Annotated in this window: 14 protein-coding genes and 1 pseudogene; 6 read left to right on the forward strand and 9 right to left on the reverse strand. The window is 52.7% G+C overall.

The annotated features are described in order from the left end of the window. From AC2FNE_RS19295 to lptG, 4 genes and pseudogenes are all read right to left on the reverse strand, one after another. Positions 1-286 (reverse strand): annotated as a pseudogene (locus AC2FNE_RS19295) (4-hydroxythreonine-4-phosphate dehydrogenase PdxA); the annotation flags it as partial. Continuing rightward, the gene (locus AC2FNE_RS19300) at positions 283-1536 is read right to left on the reverse strand and encodes a peptidylprolyl isomerase (protein ID WP_496806073.1); all 1254 of its coding nucleotides are present in this window, start codon (positions 1534-1536) and stop codon (positions 283-285) included. The gene AC2FNE_RS19300 and the pseudogene AC2FNE_RS19295, both read right to left, overlap by 4 nt. Beyond that, positions 1527-3686, reverse strand: a complete 2160-nt coding sequence (locus AC2FNE_RS19305; RefSeq protein ID WP_496806074.1) for an LPS-assembly protein LptD — start codon at positions 3684-3686, stop codon at positions 1527-1529. The genes AC2FNE_RS19300 and AC2FNE_RS19305 overlap by 10 nt, the downstream gene beginning before the upstream one ends. Then, on the reverse strand, positions 3686-4786 hold the full coding sequence (gene lptG, locus AC2FNE_RS19310; protein ID WP_496806085.1) for an LPS export ABC transporter permease LptG: 1101 nt from the start codon (positions 4784-4786) through the stop codon (positions 3686-3688). The genes AC2FNE_RS19305 and lptG overlap by 1 nt, the downstream gene beginning before the upstream one ends. 229 nt (positions 4787-5015) lie before the next feature. Between lptG and AC2FNE_RS19315 the strand changes: the two genes are divergently transcribed. Genes AC2FNE_RS19315 through AC2FNE_RS19325 form a run of 3 tightly spaced genes read left to right on the forward strand, consistent with a single transcriptional unit; the run spans position 5016 to position 8029 of the window. Further along, a complete protein-coding gene (locus AC2FNE_RS19315; RefSeq protein ID WP_170607687.1) occupies positions 5016-6482 on the forward strand; it encodes a leucyl aminopeptidase in 1467 nt (488 codons plus the stop codon). 4 nt (positions 6483-6486) lie between these two features. Continuing rightward, a complete protein-coding gene (locus tag AC2FNE_RS19320) occupies positions 6487-6945 on the forward strand; it encodes a DNA polymerase III subunit chi (RefSeq protein ID WP_496806075.1) in 459 nt (152 codons plus the stop codon). A 37-nt stretch (positions 6946-6982) separates the two neighbouring features. Then, positions 6983-8029 carry an aldo/keto reductase gene (locus AC2FNE_RS19325; protein WP_496806076.1) on the forward strand — a complete coding sequence of 349 codons (1047 nt, stop codon included), beginning with the start codon at positions 6983-6985 and terminating at the stop codon, positions 8027-8029. Between the two features lie 66 nt (positions 8030-8095). Here the strand turns inward: AC2FNE_RS19325 and AC2FNE_RS19330 are convergent, their stop codons facing one another. From AC2FNE_RS19330 to AC2FNE_RS19340, 3 genes are all read right to left on the reverse strand, one after another. After that, a complete protein-coding gene (locus AC2FNE_RS19330; protein ID WP_496806077.1) occupies positions 8096-9082 on the reverse strand; it encodes a GlxA family transcriptional regulator in 987 nt (328 codons plus the stop codon). 211 nt (positions 9083-9293) lie between these two features. Then, positions 9294-9476, reverse strand: a complete 183-nt coding sequence (locus AC2FNE_RS19335) for a hypothetical protein (protein WP_170477875.1) — start codon at positions 9474-9476, stop codon at positions 9294-9296. Between the two features lie 80 nt (positions 9477-9556). Further along, a complete protein-coding gene (locus AC2FNE_RS19340) occupies positions 9557-10435 on the reverse strand; it encodes a helix-turn-helix domain-containing protein (protein ID WP_170477872.1) in 879 nt (292 codons plus the stop codon). Between the two features lie 108 nt (positions 10436-10543). Here AC2FNE_RS19340 and AC2FNE_RS19345 point away from each other — a divergent pair, with 108 nt between their 5' ends. Genes AC2FNE_RS19345 through AC2FNE_RS19355 form a run of 3 tightly spaced genes read left to right on the forward strand, consistent with a single transcriptional unit; the run spans position 10544 to position 12566 of the window. Continuing rightward, positions 10544-10747 (forward strand): DUF2061 domain-containing protein, encoded by a 204-nt coding sequence (locus AC2FNE_RS19345; protein WP_170477869.1) that lies wholly within the window; start codon positions 10544-10546, stop codon positions 10745-10747. Then, positions 10740-11642 (forward strand): fatty acid desaturase, encoded by a 903-nt coding sequence (locus AC2FNE_RS19350; protein WP_170607694.1) that lies wholly within the window; start codon positions 10740-10742, stop codon positions 11640-11642. Before AC2FNE_RS19345 ends, AC2FNE_RS19350 begins: the two co-directional genes overlap by 8 nt. Positions 11643-11663: 21 nt before the next feature. Further along, the gene (locus AC2FNE_RS19355; protein ID WP_496806078.1) at positions 11664-12566 is read left to right on the forward strand and encodes an EamA/RhaT family transporter; all 903 of its coding nucleotides are present in this window, start codon (positions 11664-11666) and stop codon (positions 12564-12566) included. Here the strand turns inward: AC2FNE_RS19355 and AC2FNE_RS19360 are convergent. Together AC2FNE_RS19360 and AC2FNE_RS19365 are read right to left on the reverse strand one after the other, a co-directional pair. Beyond that, entirely contained in the window at positions 12563-13909 is a 1347-nt protein-coding gene (locus AC2FNE_RS19360; protein WP_496806079.1) for a DEAD/DEAH box helicase, read from the reverse strand. The genes AC2FNE_RS19355 and AC2FNE_RS19360 overlap by 4 nt on opposite strands. 306 nt (positions 13910-14215) lie before the next feature. After that, positions 14216-14983 carry a hypothetical protein gene (locus tag AC2FNE_RS19365; RefSeq protein WP_170607700.1) on the reverse strand — a complete coding sequence of 256 codons (768 nt, stop codon included), beginning with the start codon at positions 14981-14983 and terminating at the stop codon, positions 14216-14218. Positions 14984-15025 lie beyond the last annotated feature (42 nt).

Below are 15025 nucleotides of genomic sequence, written 5' to 3' on the forward strand. Positions count from 1 at the left end.
CTCTTTGTATTGCTTCCACCACTCGGGGTGCGTTTGTTGGGTTTGGGTGCCCCAGTACGTTAGGTGCTGGGAAATTCATCTGCAGTACAGGCACGGCGTGTGAACTTACTTGTTTTGCATCGGCAATGTTGTCTAGGCGAACAAACGGGGCACCTTCAGGTAGATGGTCTGCATCACCAATATAGATAAATGGGCAGCTGTCTTTTAGTTCGCCCCACGCTTTTGCCACAATCTCGGGCCCGATCCCAGCTGGTTCGCCGCAGCTAAGTGCAATGGGGCGTATCATTGTTCTACAATTGTGGCATCTGCGCGAAGCTGTTGCAGAAGGCTGTCGGCAAATGCTTCCAACCGTTGTTGTGTCAATGCGTTTGCAACGTCAGTACGCGAGGTTTCCTCGCCCATGTCTCGGGTTCGACTGCACAACATCAGAAAAACCAGCGATTGACCGTTGTTGCGGGTCAGCGTCGTAGATACCTCGTTCGCGTCAAGTTTTGCCAGCTCCAAGGAAACGTCTCGCGGGATTTCAGAAGGACTAGCTGAGATTCGTTCAAGCACCCCGGCTGGTTGCCCTTTTGCAATTCCATAAAGATCGTCGCAGGTGTCGATGTTTTCTTTCAGCTCTGCGGCCCGGGCCAGGCCTTCCGCTTTGCGGCCACCAGGCATGAAATACATCGCATAATCGATCTTGGAGTACTGCGGAGTGCCCGTTGCCACCTCGCGAATGCCGCGAAGCTGAAACAATGCGATTGCATTGGGCAACGTCAAAGGATCGGTAATCTCGCCGTTTTGAAGACCTAAAATGACAGGTTGTAACGCAGGCGGCAGGCTTGTGATCGCCAACCATTCCAAACGACCGCCGTTTTCCCGAGTTGCAGCTGCAGAATATTGTGTTGCAGCGGCGGAAAACGCGTCTTGCCCAGAAACCTGCGCAATTTCTTCTGCCAATGCTTCGACTTGCGGCAGCGTTTGTGGCGTCACAGGGATAATTATTTCTGACATCAGCACCTGAAGCCCGCCGCCGCCACCTTGTCCCATTGCGCGATCGATTTCCTCGTCGCTGGGACGCGCCTGAGAAATAAATCGAGAACTTATGAAATCCCGCCACGAAATTTGATCGGCAATGAAGTCCCGTACGGTTTCCTGTGCGATGCCAGCATCACCCAGTAACCGCAAGAACTGTTCCGATGAAAGATTTCCGCGTGCTGCGAATTCGTCAATCCCGTTTTGAACATCTTCTGCGGCGGCTTGAATGCCTGCCTCACGCATCGCCTGTTTGCGCAGACGGTCGTCGATCAGTGCTTGACGAACTTCGTCATCGCCACTGCCTGGCACGCCCAAAATCTCGAGAAACTGTTGCCGCTGGTCCAGTTCATACCAAGTCACGATGTCCTGATTAACCCGTATCGCCGGAGAGAACAGGCTTTGGCCTTGCACCGGGTTGGCCGCAAAAGGCACTAGCACGGCGGTAAGCATTGGCAATACCGGAATGCGGCACCAAAGGCGAAGCGCTTCTATGAAACTTGAGATCAACTGCATGTCTTCTTGTACTTCTTGCCACCGCTTTCAACAGAGTATCCGGTCATGGCTAGGGTAAAGCCGAATTCCGTCGTAGGCTCAATACTCGATGTTGAGGTGAAACGTCGAGTCAGGGTCACGCCAAATTGCACGCATTCGTTACGGTACGTTACGCCAAGCCCAGCTCGGATTGGTTCAGACTCGCTGAAATCATACCGAGCATAAGCCGTGGTCCGCCAGTTTTGATCGATAAGGTACCCACCGTTCAGCCAAAGCTCAGAGATTTCATCGCCACCGGTTTCCACCGGATCCGGTTCCAGCCAAACATAACTTCCGCTCAAAGAGGTGCCACCCTTTGACCAAGCCGTTCGAAGCTCTGCCTTACTAAAGCTTAGATCTGAGTTGAGTAGTCCGCGGGCTGCAACGGTCAAACCCTTGCCGTTTCGCAACTGCCCAGCCAAAAGCAGATCAGATGTTGTACCCTGTAAGCCAGAGCTCAGGGTAAAATCTGGATCGGCTTCTGATCGGAAGACCTGCCCGACTGTGGCCAGAGCCTCCCATCCGTTCGAGCGGTACCTAGCCCAATTCAATCCCACAACGGCCGTTGCCGAATCTTCTCGCCGATCCACGGCCGGAAAACGCGAAAGAGACAACAGGTTTCCCTGGTCGAATTCCTGAAATGTACTTTCGTCATTTGGCACATCTGAGTCCGACACATTAGCCCATCCCAATTGGACTATCGGTTCCAGAAATTGCCGCGCGCCGTTTTGTTCGCGCCGAACCATCGGATACCGCAAAGTCAAAGCCGCACGAGGGGCCGTGCGGGTGACGTTGCTGGGAAACGCGCTGTCATTTCGGATATCGAAGGTGTCGATCGCTGCGCCCAAGCGAACGTCGGTTCTTAGGCCCGTTACAAAAGTCCAACTGCGAACCCATTCTGCGTCAAATGTTGCTCTTGCAATATCACGGCCAATTACGTCCTCGGTGCTGGTGCGCTGGTGTGCGTGACCTATAAAGGCTAGCTGAACCTCGCCGCCAACCGACTTAGGAAAGTAGCGCTTTCGATAATTCAGATCGAATACGCGGGATGGGATCTCATCCTGCGGTTCGCGATCACGCAGCGATTCATAGTGGATAAATCCTGTTCGAAATGCCGTATCGCGCCTGATCCGTTCCACGGCTATTTCGCTGCGCAGTCGATCAGGGTTAAATGGGGTATAATCTGCAAGATATGCGTCGTCCGACGTGGTTCGGATATCGAATTTCAGCCGGTACCCCTTTCCAAGGCTGAACTGGCCATCTGCAAAAAAGTAACCGCGATTTTCATCCGGTCGTAAATCATCGCGCGTGAAAGCACCACGCAGGCGAATTCTGCCTCGCTTAAAGGCCTGTCGATATCGAAAATACACTGTACGCGTATTAGACGATATATACGGGGTCAGCGTCAGATCTTTGTGATCCCCTAGCCGGATGAAGTAGGGAACACGAATCCCGGTTCCCAATTGCGAAGTAGTCCGGATCGATGGGGTAAGAAACCCTGTTGCACGCTCTAGCGTCGGGTCGGGCAGGCGCAGGACCGGAAAATAAAATACCGGTAAGTCCATGATGCGAAGCTGAGCGCCTTCAAAATATAGCTGACGCTCGACCTGATCATGGGTAACTTTGCGAGCCCTGATTTGCCAAAGTGGTGATCGACCGTCGGCACATACATGGCAGGATGTTGCTGCGACTTTACTGAACTGAGTGTATCTGCCAGCAGCGCGTATGGCTTGTACAGAAGCGATCTGTATCTGCTGGTCAAATACCATCCGTGCGCCGGTTAGCAGCCCGTTTTGAATCTCGCTATCCAGCTCAGCCGAGTCCGCGAGAAGGGTTGTCTCTCCAGCCTCATCAAGGCGAATTGGGCCAGTCAGCGAAAGAGAACCTGTCTCACGGTCGTAGACAACACTTTCAGCAGTCAACTTAATGTCGCCTTGATAGGCTTCGACATTGCCTTCGGCGACCAGTTTGTTGTCTGGCGTGATGAATATTTTGTCAGCCACCAGCAGCGCGGGTGTGCCCGCCGCGGTATCGGAGGTTTCCGGGTTCCCACTGTCAGATTGAGCCGACCCCTCTGTAGGCTGGGACAGGATCAAAACACCGCTGAGAAGCAGCGACAGCAATGAACGCATCAGCCGTCCTCCACATGCAGCAGCAACCCGAGTGAAAGAAAAATTCCGGCAATGGGTGGCGCCCAAGCCGAAATCATGATCGGCAATTGTCCGTTTTCGCCCAAAATTTGCGCAAAATTTCGCACGAAATAGACGGAAAACCCCAGTAGTACTGCTGTAAGAACGGCGATGCCCGTGCCGCCAAAACGCACGTGGCGCATAGTAAACGCTGCTCCGATAAGAACCATCGAAACCAAAAACAACGGTCTGGCCAACTGCGCCTGAAGCCAGACCTCGTACTGTTTGGTCGAAAACCCAGCTTCGCGAAGATCGCGTATCAGTTGGGGCAGATCATAAATCGAAACGGAGTCTTGCCGCCCCAACCTGCCTATGATTTTGTCCCGCGTTAAAGTGGTAGGCAGGTTCAGTGTGTCATGGGTGACCGAGGCCGCTTCGGGATTCAGATCGTCCTGAATTGTCCACACTTTTGCTTGCTGCAAGGCCCATTGGCCATCTTCCAATACTGCCCGATCTGCGGTAATCTGCTCGGTCGGAATTCCGTTGGGTCCAAATGCAATGACTGTCACATCTCGCAGGCCAAGTCTTTCGCCGTTTAGTGTGCCCCGGGCGTGAATGACGGATTGCCCCGTATTTGTGCCCTGCCGCAGCCATAGCCCCTCTCGACTGATAGACAGGGTCGAATCACCGTTGTTGCGATATCCGTCCGATAGTCTCCGAAACTCTTCAGAAGTGGCAGCTGCTATTGGGTTCAGCAAGGCAACAGCAACCGCGCCGATCAATAGGGCCAGTACTGCCGGCGCAACGAGCACTCGGAGACCAGACCTTCCAATAGCCCTTGTAACGACAAGCTCCGAGCTGCGTGCCAAACCGACGAACAACGCAATGGTGGTCAGAATTACTAAAAGCGGAAGCATCTCACTTATCGCGGCGGGTGTATTCAGCAATGTAAGCTGGAGTAATTGCCCAAAGGACAGATTTGCATCGTCGAAACGTCGTACCTGCTCGACCAAATCAATCAGGATAATCAACGTGAGAAAAATGCCGCCAATCACAAAAAAGTTTTGCATGAAGCGGCGGGCAAAGTAACGGTCGAGGATCACGCCTGCGCCCCCGATCCAGCTTGAACATTGGCAAACGCCCGGCTCGCGTCCCGGCATAAAGACATGCGCGACGGCCTATTGCTGCCGATTGGTCTCAACTTTGTTCCCCCGAGCCTGCCGGTTATTTTCCGGAGACCTTAATGCAATTGCCGGGCGGGGAAAACTGCTATCTGGTCAACCGGGGCGGCGCGAGCTAGGTCTTGGTCAACACATTCTTGAGGAGCATGATATGAGCAGTCTGGTACCGGTGCGTTTTCAACCCTTCGACTTGGATTTGATGGCAGAGGCAAACGGGCGAGTTGTGGTGATCATTCCGTCCGAGGGGAAATTGGGGCCAGCCGCACGCCGGGCCAACCGTTTAACCAAGGGCGCGGTTGCCCGGATGGTGGCAAGCGAGCGCTTTGAAAAGGTGAAAAACGGCGATGTAATCACGCTGGCATGGCCAGGTGGTATGCAGGCCGAAGCGCTTGATATCTTGGTGTTGCCGCGTCGTCCGGAGCAAGCCGAAGCGCGCAAAGCCGGCGCGAAACTCGCCAAACTGGCGGGCGCAAAAAGTGTGTTGGTCATGGCAGGTAACCAGATGCAAACTGACCAACTTGCACTTGGCATTGTTCTGCGAAGCTATGATTTCGATGCGCACAAAACCAAGGTCACCGAACCGGTTAAGGAAATAACCATCAGCCACAATAAACCCGAAGAAGTAGAAGCCACGTTTGAACCTCTGTACGCGGTAGCGGACGGGGTGCGCATGACTCGCGATTTGACCAATGAGCCAGCGAATATCTTAACTACCTCCGAATTTGCAAATCGCTTGGCTGAAATGCAGGACTTAGGCCTTGAGGTCGAAGTTTTGGAAGAAGACAGATTGGCTGATCTTGGTATGCGCACGTTGCTAAGTGTCGGTCAGGGCTCGGTCAGTCCTTCAAAAGTTGTTGTGATGCAATGGAAGGGCGGAGAAACCGATGATGCGCCGCTCGCTTTGGTGGGCAAAGGTGTTGTGTTCGATACGGGCGGAATTTCGCTAAAGCCTGCGGGTGGTATGGAGGACATGACCATGGATATGGGGGGTGCCGGCGTTGTTGCGGGCGCTATGCGAGCCCTTGCCAAACGAAAGGCCAAAGCCAACGTCGTGGGTCTGGTAGGTTTGGTGGAAAACATGCCGTCGGGCAACGCAACGCGCCCGGGTGACGTGGTCAAATCAATGAAAGGCGATACAGTTGAGATTATCAACACCGATGCAGAGGGCCGCTTGGTCCTTTGCGACGTAATGTGGTACGCGCAGGATCGGTTTAGTCCTGTGGGAATGATCGATCTGGCCACTCTTACTGGGGCTATCATCATTGGTCTGGGGCACGAAAACGCGGGTGTGTTTTCAAATAATGATGTGTTCTGCGACGCCTTTCTAAAGGCAGCCAAGGATGAGGACGAAGGCGCGTGGCGGATGCCGTTGGGCAAAGCATATGACGATTTGTTGAAATCCCGCATAGCCGATATGAAAAACGTGGGTGGTCGTTCTGCAGGCTCGATCACTGCCGCACAATTTCTTCAGCGCTTTGTGAAAGAAGAAACTCCTTGGATACACTTGGATATTGCCGGAGTCGCGTCGGTCAGCACCGAGACATCTTACGCTCCGAAAGGTGCAACTGGTTGGGGTGTTCGTGCACTGAGCCGTTTTGTCCAAGACAACTTCGAGTAACACGATGGGCGCCGTCTATTTCTATCACCTGACCCGACACCCGCTGGAAAAAACGCTGTCGGTTCTTTTGAACAAGGCGCGGCAAGCGGGGTGGCGGATCGCAGTGCGAGGGACAGACCCTTCGCGTTTGGATTGGTTGGATGAAAAGCTGTGGCTGGGTCCCGAAGAGACATTTCTGCCGCACGGTCGGGCAGGGGGGCCACACGATGCTGATCAGCCGATTTTGCTGACTTCAGATCAGAAGGCTGTAAACGACCCAACCTGCGTCATGACGGTGGATGGGGCTAATGTTGATCCAGGGGAGGTCAATAAACTTGAACGGGTTTGCGTTTTGTTCGACGGAAACGACGACGTCGCGGTGCAAAAGGCGCGTGACCAATGGAAAGCTTTGACCGAGGCGGGGTGTTCCGCGCAGTATTGGTCCGAGGCTTCGGGTCGATGGGAAAAAAAAGCCGAAGCCTAATCTATTTAGCCAAAAGTGAATTTTAGGAGACATTCTGATGGAAATGAAACCTCTGGGTCGCACCGGTATTATGGTGTCGGATTTGTGCCTTGGCACAATGACGTTTGGAACACAGACCTCAGAGCCGGATTCGCACCGCCAAATGGATATGGCCTTGGCCGCTGGGATCAATTTTATCGACGCCGCCGAGATGTATCCGGTCAACCCGGTCGCGAAGGAAACCGTAGGACGCACGGAAGAGATTTTGGGTAACTGGAATGCCGCCAATCCTTCGCGAAGGGGCGAATGGATTCTGGCCACCAAACACTCAGGCGAAGGATTTATGCATGCCCGAAATGGCGCGCCGATCTCGGCCGAGACCATTCCAGAAGCCATTGAAGGCTCTTTGAAGCGGTTACAGACCGACTACATCGATCTTTACCAGTTTCATTGGCCCAACCGGGGCAGCTACATGTTTCGCCAGAACTGGCATTACGATCCTTCCGGAGGCAACCGGGATGCAGTGCTTTCGGAAATGCGTGGATGTTTGGAGGCGCTTAAACAACAAGTGGAAAAGGGGAACATCAGGGCCTTTGGCTTGTCTAACGAAAGTGCGTGGGGCACGGCGCAATGGTTGCGGTTGGCGGATGAAACAGGAGGTCCCCGGGTAGCATCCATTCAAAACGAGTATTCGTTATTGTGCCGGCTATTTGATACCGATCTTGCGGAACTTTGTTTGTTTGAAGACGTTGGATTAATGGCTTTTTCACCTTTGGCCGCAGGTTTTTTGAGCGGTAAATACCAAAATGGATCGGTGCCGGACGGTTCTCGTATGTCCTTAGTGCCTCAAATGGGTGGTCGAAAGTCTGAGCGAGTGTTTGATGCAGTCTCAGCCTACCTTGAGATCGCTGATCGCCATGGTTTGGACCCGGTGCAAATGTCTTTGGCCTGGTGTCAGGCGCGGCCCTTCATGATGTCGGCGATTTTCGGAGCAACTACCGAAAACCAATTACAGCATATTCTTAACGGCGCGGATCTTAAATTGTCGGGCGAAGTACAAGCTGAAATTGCCGAGGCTCACAAAGCGCACCCAATGCCATATTGAACCAGGCGACATTGGTGAACCCGGCCGGGATTGATATGCCCAACAGCGCGATAGGTTGATTGCGTCTCAGTGAGGCATCGGTTGGTTGCTTTCTTGCCGCAGGTCCCTTGCTGAAACACCATGTGCGGTACGAAACGCTCGGGCAAAGCTGGATTGCGAAGAAAAACCAGTTGCTTGCGCCACATCCATCAACGGCATCTGACTGTCGGTTACAAGGCGCCGTGCCTCCGCCAACCGTAGCTGCAGATAATGGTCTTGTGGCGTAGTATTATAGCGTAATCGGAACTGTTGTTGCAACGAGCGAGGGCTCGTGCTCAAAGCCGTGGCAATTTCCGCCAATGGTAAAGGATCGCTCAGCGCAGATTGCATCAGAATATTCGCCCGTGCCGTTAAAGTCGTATTCAGATTTTCTGCACCGACCTGTGCCACCGTTTGTTTTGGCTTAATCGCGATGTCTTGCTGAAACACGGCGGACACTCGACTGGCGAAACCAGCACCCAATCGGGCGGCCAAAATTTTTACAACTAAATTTATGGTGGCTATCGACCCACTGGAGGTCAAACGGCCAGGTGAGATTGTGAATGGATCGGTACTGATTTCAACCAAAGGGAATCGAGCGGCGAAAGGTGCTTGATCTTCAAGCCGAGGGGTCGCTGCGTGGCCATCCAGTAATCCGGCTTCTGCCATTAGCCATTGCCCACCATCAATTCCGGCTAACGTTGCGCCGGTGTCGGCAATGCGTTGCAATCCGGCCAACAGACTTGGGTTGGCTTGCCGAGCAATTTGAAAACCTGCAATCACTATCAACAAGTCACATCGACGCAAACGCGCCAACGGAACCCCCTGAACAGGCAAGGCGCTTGTCAACATTACGACCTCCGGCGTGGGTGTTACATAATCCCAGTCAAATACCGGGTGGTCTGCTAGCCGGTTGGCAGCGCGCATTGGGTCGACGACTGAGGCAAAGCTAAGCGTATTGCACTCATCCAAGACGAAAACGGCTGTCTTCAGAGCGCGATGTTCGGGTTCAAGGATACTTTTAGCGGATTTCATCAAGTTCGATTCGCATTTTGCCAAATTCTGACACCAAGGCTGCGTCGGATTCGGACGGTAAAGCAAATCGGAATCGGGGGAGAAACCTGGGGATAAGGTGTAGCAGAACACTGTATGTTTTGGGGATAACTAAATCGTAGAACAGTCAAAGCAACACGAACCGCGCGACCCCTCGGTCGCGCCCACTCTTTCAGTTCAAAGTGGGTGCGCGTTACCCTTGGTTGGGTCCACGAATCTGGCGAATAGTTTGGCGAACTGCCTGCCAATCCTTCGCTTCTTGTTGGTTTCCGGCAGCCTCACATTCGCGCATCTTCTTTGCGGCCTCAGCTTCGGCACGGTCGCCATGAGCTGAATACAATGCTCGCGCATATTCGGCGGTTTTGAGTGCGTCCATTTCTGTCATCCTCCGTTACTTGGGCGGAATACCCGAATGTTCACGCATGGCGATTATACTACAGGTGTGAAGGGATCGCATCATTTGGGTTTTGCTTCGGTAAATATCTTCTGGCGCAGCCGCCTGAGGTGGGCTGGGAAGTCCCTGGCAGTCATATCAGCTTCACGCACTAACGTATCAAAATGATGGGTAAAAACCTCGATCCTGTTGCGATCGCGAAAGGCCATGTAATGACCGCCAGTGTAAAACGCGCATAACATCGGGCCAAAGATCGTCATGGGTGCTGAATAGAGACGTTTGGCGTCAAAGAGATAGACGCGCAGTCGCGGATAAAGTTGTTCGCAAAGTTCCAGCATGTGATCAATTTGATCCAGCCGGTTATCGAGTGACAACCCTTCGTAATAACCTGTGGCATGCACCAAGCTATGAATTTCATACAAAGGCATGGCGATTTCATAGTCTGACTGAGCGCTGCGCATCCACTCCAATCTGTCGGCGGAAGCTCCGATCGCCTGATCCGCTGTACGGCCTAAATGAGGCGCATATTCCCACTCCAAAACCGCACGCGTTTTGAGCATATCAGGCATGTTTGCGGGTACATACCTGACTTTGTATCCCGCGGCCTCGCGGTGCCACTCGAAAATCCGTTCGTCGACAAGCGCTCGCGGGGCCTTGGTCAGCGTTAATGAACTTGCCAGTAATTCAGCGGCACTTTCCGGTCGGTCGGACAAGCTAAGCAGCCAATCTGCCGAGACTCCTAAGGCTGACGCGCAGGACCCCACCACGTGAGCATTTGGTAACCGAGCGCCAGAGTCAGTAAGTAGTTGCGAAACGGTGGACCGATCCACAGCGATGCTGCGGGCCAGAGCGCTTTGGCTGACATGTCGATTCTCCATGGCCCGAGCCAGCCGCAGGCGAAACTGCGCAGCACGATCGCGTTTGTCCACTTTTTCCGTCATTCGCAGATAAATATCACATTTGATTAGTTATGTTAATCATATTCAGAATATTCAATTTCTAGGGCGATATGTAACGATTTAATTAACGAAACAATAATGGGGTCCGGAATGGAAACGCGACGAAGATCGGTCGTGAAAGCAATCGTTTGGAATGCGATGGGATTGGTGGTCATGACCATTGTCGGCTTGATCGCCACGGGTTCAGCCGCCGTTGGGGGCGCTGTTGCCGTGGTAAATACGGCCGTTGGGCTGACAATGTATGTGTTCTATGAACGCGTCTGGGCGAACATATCGTGGGGGCGCAATGGTTGAATCTTCGACTCCAAAATCGCCAGAGTGGGGCACATTCGTCCTAATAGTTGCATGTTATTTGTCTTGGCTGGCAGTCGTGTTTTGGCTGGCAGATTGGTCTCTTTTGCTGGCGGTCCCGACGATGGGATTAGTGGCGGCTATGCATTCTTCACTGACACACGAGGCACTGCACGGACATCCATTTCGAGCCAAGTGGATGAATGAGACGCTGATGGCTCTGCCGCTGACATTATTCGTCCCATTCAACCGTTTCCGTGACCTGCATTTGGCTCATCACCAAGATGCAAATCTGACTGATCCATATGACGACCCAGAGTCGAACTATCTTGATCCAAAAGTCTGGGCTTCCTTGTCCCAATGGCAACAGCGATTGTTCAAGATAAACAATACTCTGTTAGGGCGCATTACTCTTGGCCCTGCGATCGGACAATCGGCTTTTTTACGCGAAGAATGGAAAGGGTTTTTAAACGGGGATCGTGCAGTTCTGTTGGCTTGGGCCTTGCATATTCCGGGCGTAGTCATAGTGCTATCGATCGTGGCGTATTCATCGATGCCAGTTTGGACCTTTGTCTTAGCGGCTTATCTCGGCCTTGGATTGGTAAAAATCCGGACGTTTCTAGAACACCGCGCACATGAGAAGTCCCGTGCAAGAACAGTCATCGTCGAGGATAGAGGGTTTCTTGCTTTTTTGTTTTTGAACAATAATTTACACGTCGTTCATCATATGAATCCGTCCGCTCCGTGGTACCGGTTGCCTGCGTTGTACCAAACAGGCAAAGAAAGGTATCTGGCTTGTAACGAGGCGTATGTCTACCGTTCATACGGGCAAATTTTTTGCGAATACTTTTTGCGGACAAAAGATCCTGTGTCGCATCCTCTCTGGCCAAAGCATTGATTTGAGGACAAAAGGGTCTCCATGAGCTTATGGATTCCCGTCACAATCGCTGCAGCAATATTCCAGACTGTGCGCTTCATGCTGCAGAAATCTCTGAGCAGCGTGAAACTGTCAGCCGCAGGTGCGACTTTTGCCCGATTTGCCTATTCCATGCCCGTCGTCGTTTTGGCATTGGGTATTGCTTTGCTGGCGACCGATCATAGCATACCTGCTCTCAATACGAGGTTTTGGCTCTTTGCAGTAATAGGTGGGACAACGCAAATTCTGGCGACGATCTGTGTCGTGGCTTTGTTCAAACAACGTAACTTTGCTGTTGGCATCACTTTCAAGAAGACCGAAGTCATCCAGACGGCAATTGTCGGATTTTTCGTTCTTGGGGATGAGGTTTCAGCAGCAGCGCTGTTGGCAATATTGCTTGGCCTTTTGGCAGTTTTGCTACTGTCGAAATCACCGGGCGGCGATTTGGTTTGGTGGAGGAACCTTACAAACCGCGCCTCGCGACTCGGTCTGGGTTCGGGGGTTTTGTTTGCCTTTTCATCGGTCAGTTATCGCGGCGCCTCGCTGGAGCTAGGGGAAATTGATGCTTGGTTTCGCGCTCTGGTCACTCTTGCCGTTGTCGTGACCTTTCAGTTTATAAGCATGGCATTGTGGATGCTGTGGCGCGATCGGGCCGAATTGCATGCTGTTTGGCAAACCCGAAGAACTGGAGTCTTCGTGGGACTGACCAGCTTAGCTGGGTCATTTTGCTGGTTTCTGGCGTTCACGCTTCAAAACGCGGCTTACGTCAAGGCGCTTGGGCAGATCGAACTGATCTTCAGCCTGCTCGCATCCATTCTGTTTTTTCGGGAAACCGTCACCCAACGAGAAATCGCGGGTATGTCATTGTTGGGTTTATCGATACTCGCACTAGTGCTGGCAATTTAGCTTGCGCGACGCTCGTCAAAGCTCAGCGCGATAAAACTTGGCAGGTGATCGCCCATTCCGATAACTGCGGGTCCACTTTCTTCGCGCCTACCACGTGGTTTAGCCTCTTTATCTCTTTTTCGGTCGCTCTTTTTGCTGTCAGAAGCTCGCGACTTCTTTTCGGTTTTTTGCGTGTCTTCCTTGGGCTCTTCGAACTTAACCGGATTGTCGATATGTGGAATTTCTTTCTGGATCAGCTTTTCGATGGCATCCAGTGCCTTTTCATCACGTTTCGAACAGATTGTAACCGCCTTGCCCTCGCGCCCTGCGCGACCCGTACGGCCAATCCTGTGCACATAGTCTTCGGCATGGCCGGGAACGTCAAAGTTGAAGACATGGCTGACCGAAGGGATATCCAGCCCTCGTGCAGCCACGTCCGAGGCAACCAGAAGGCGCAATGAACCGTCGCGGAAGCCATCCAATGTCTTCATTCTTTGGGACTGGTCCAGATCACCATGAATGGCAGCAGAATTGTATCCGTGCTTTTTCAATGACTTTGCACAGATATCTACATCTGTTTTGCGGTTGCAAAAGATTATTGCGTTCGTGCAGCTTTCACCTTCGGCATCGATCAACGCGCGCAGAACTTTGCGTTTGGCACTTGCTTCGCGGTCCCGACGGCCGCCTTTAAACATCACGACGCCTTGTTCGATAGTCTCAGATGCGGTTGCCTGACGCGCAACCTCGACCCGGGCGGGGGCAGAAAGAAAAGTATCGGTAATCCGCTCGATCTCGGACGCCATGGTTGCAGAAAAGAACAGGGTTTGGCGCGTGAAAGGAGTCAGTGAGAAAATGCGCTCGATATCGGGAATGAACCCCATGTCCAGCATACGGTCGGCCTCATCCACCACCATGATCTGCACACCGGTCAGAAGAAGCTTCCCTCGTTCAAAGTGGTCCAGTAAACGTCCGGGAGTTGCAATAAGAACGTCTACACCGCGGTCGATCAGTGCATCCTGTTCCTTAAAGCTAACACCGCCAATCAACAGCGCTTTGGTCAGTTTAAGATGTTTGGAATAGGTGTCAAAGTTTTCGGCTACTTGTGCTGCCAACTCCCGTGTCGGACAAAGCACAAGCGAACGTGGCATGCGCGCGCGTGCTCTTCCACGAGCCAGCAACGTGATCATCGGTAACGTGAAACTGGCGGTTTTTCCTGTACCAGTCTGTGCGATGCCTAACACATCTCTCCCTTCTAGTGCGGGCGGAATCGCACCTTCCTGGATTGGTGTAGGCGTTTCGTATCCGGCTTCCTCAACGGCTTTGAGGACCTTTGGGTTCAGGTTCAGTTCGTTAAATTTTGTCATCTATGTCCGGTTCATGCGGACACTATACCTGGCCCGCGCGTCTGTGAGTGTGCCGGGCCCGGATGGCCACGTGCATTTTGCACGGTTCGGCTTGGGCGGGACATAACAAAATCGTCAGGAAGGGTCAAATGAAGTCATTTTAACTTGGCCGTGGCGCGGCCAAAACAGGATTTTTTGCAACAATTCAGGCGGTTCCGGGAAAATGTTTCTTGGCTTCTGCAGGCAAAAGCCGTGTCGCCGCACGCCCAGCCGCGTTCTTACAAATGTGCCTAATTCTGCCTTTCAAGGATTCCGTCGTAGCAACTGCTAAAATTCGCTGACGTGATCCAGAATACTATTTCGGTTTTTGTAATGCTGTATTCGACCGAAGATGCTGCGTGGATCGTACATTACCAATTTCAACATTCGGAAACCCAATGGACGCAGCACAGGATCGTTTTCAGCATACCGCCACAACCGCGCAAGCAATGTTCTGTCCAGATCACCAGTACGCAGCGAGTATCCCGGCATATCGAAAGCCAGAGGAAGCTGGTCATGTTCTTCTCTGCCGATATCGAATGCCTTGTCGCAGGGTTGCAGGGATACACGCCTCTCGCTGTCATGTAGCTTAATAAGATCGAAAAGAAGGCTTAGGCTTTGCCCTCCGAGCCGTTGTTCGATAGTTTGGCCGTGATCCGCGAAGGTTGTCGCGCTTGAAATTAGCCACCGAACGGGCAGGTCCCCAGCCAAAACCGCACCTTTTTCCGACCAAAGTCTAAGAAAAAGGTCCCGTGCCTGAGTTGGAGCTGGCGCACGGCGCAAAAGCGCGACGCAAATCGCATGAGTTAGTAAAAGTTGCGACTGGCCCACAAACTCCTGTTGCAAAGAATGCAGCTTTTTACTCGCGTCCCTGCGATTGTCGAATATCGCTTTCGGGTCTGGTTCGGCCACACGAAGCTCACTTAACTTATCCAAGTCGACGTCTGGGACGGGCAACACCTTTTCAGGAAAGAGATAAGGCGCCTCCCGTCGTTCCAGGTGATGCATTATCGTATAGAACCCGCCGGGATAGTTTTCCTGATCGATGTCTTGCATGAACGAAACCTATATTCGCGCGCGCTGCCCTTGCAAGGTGGT

Source organism: Ruegeria sp. YKSD179 (genome assembly GCF_059612885.1).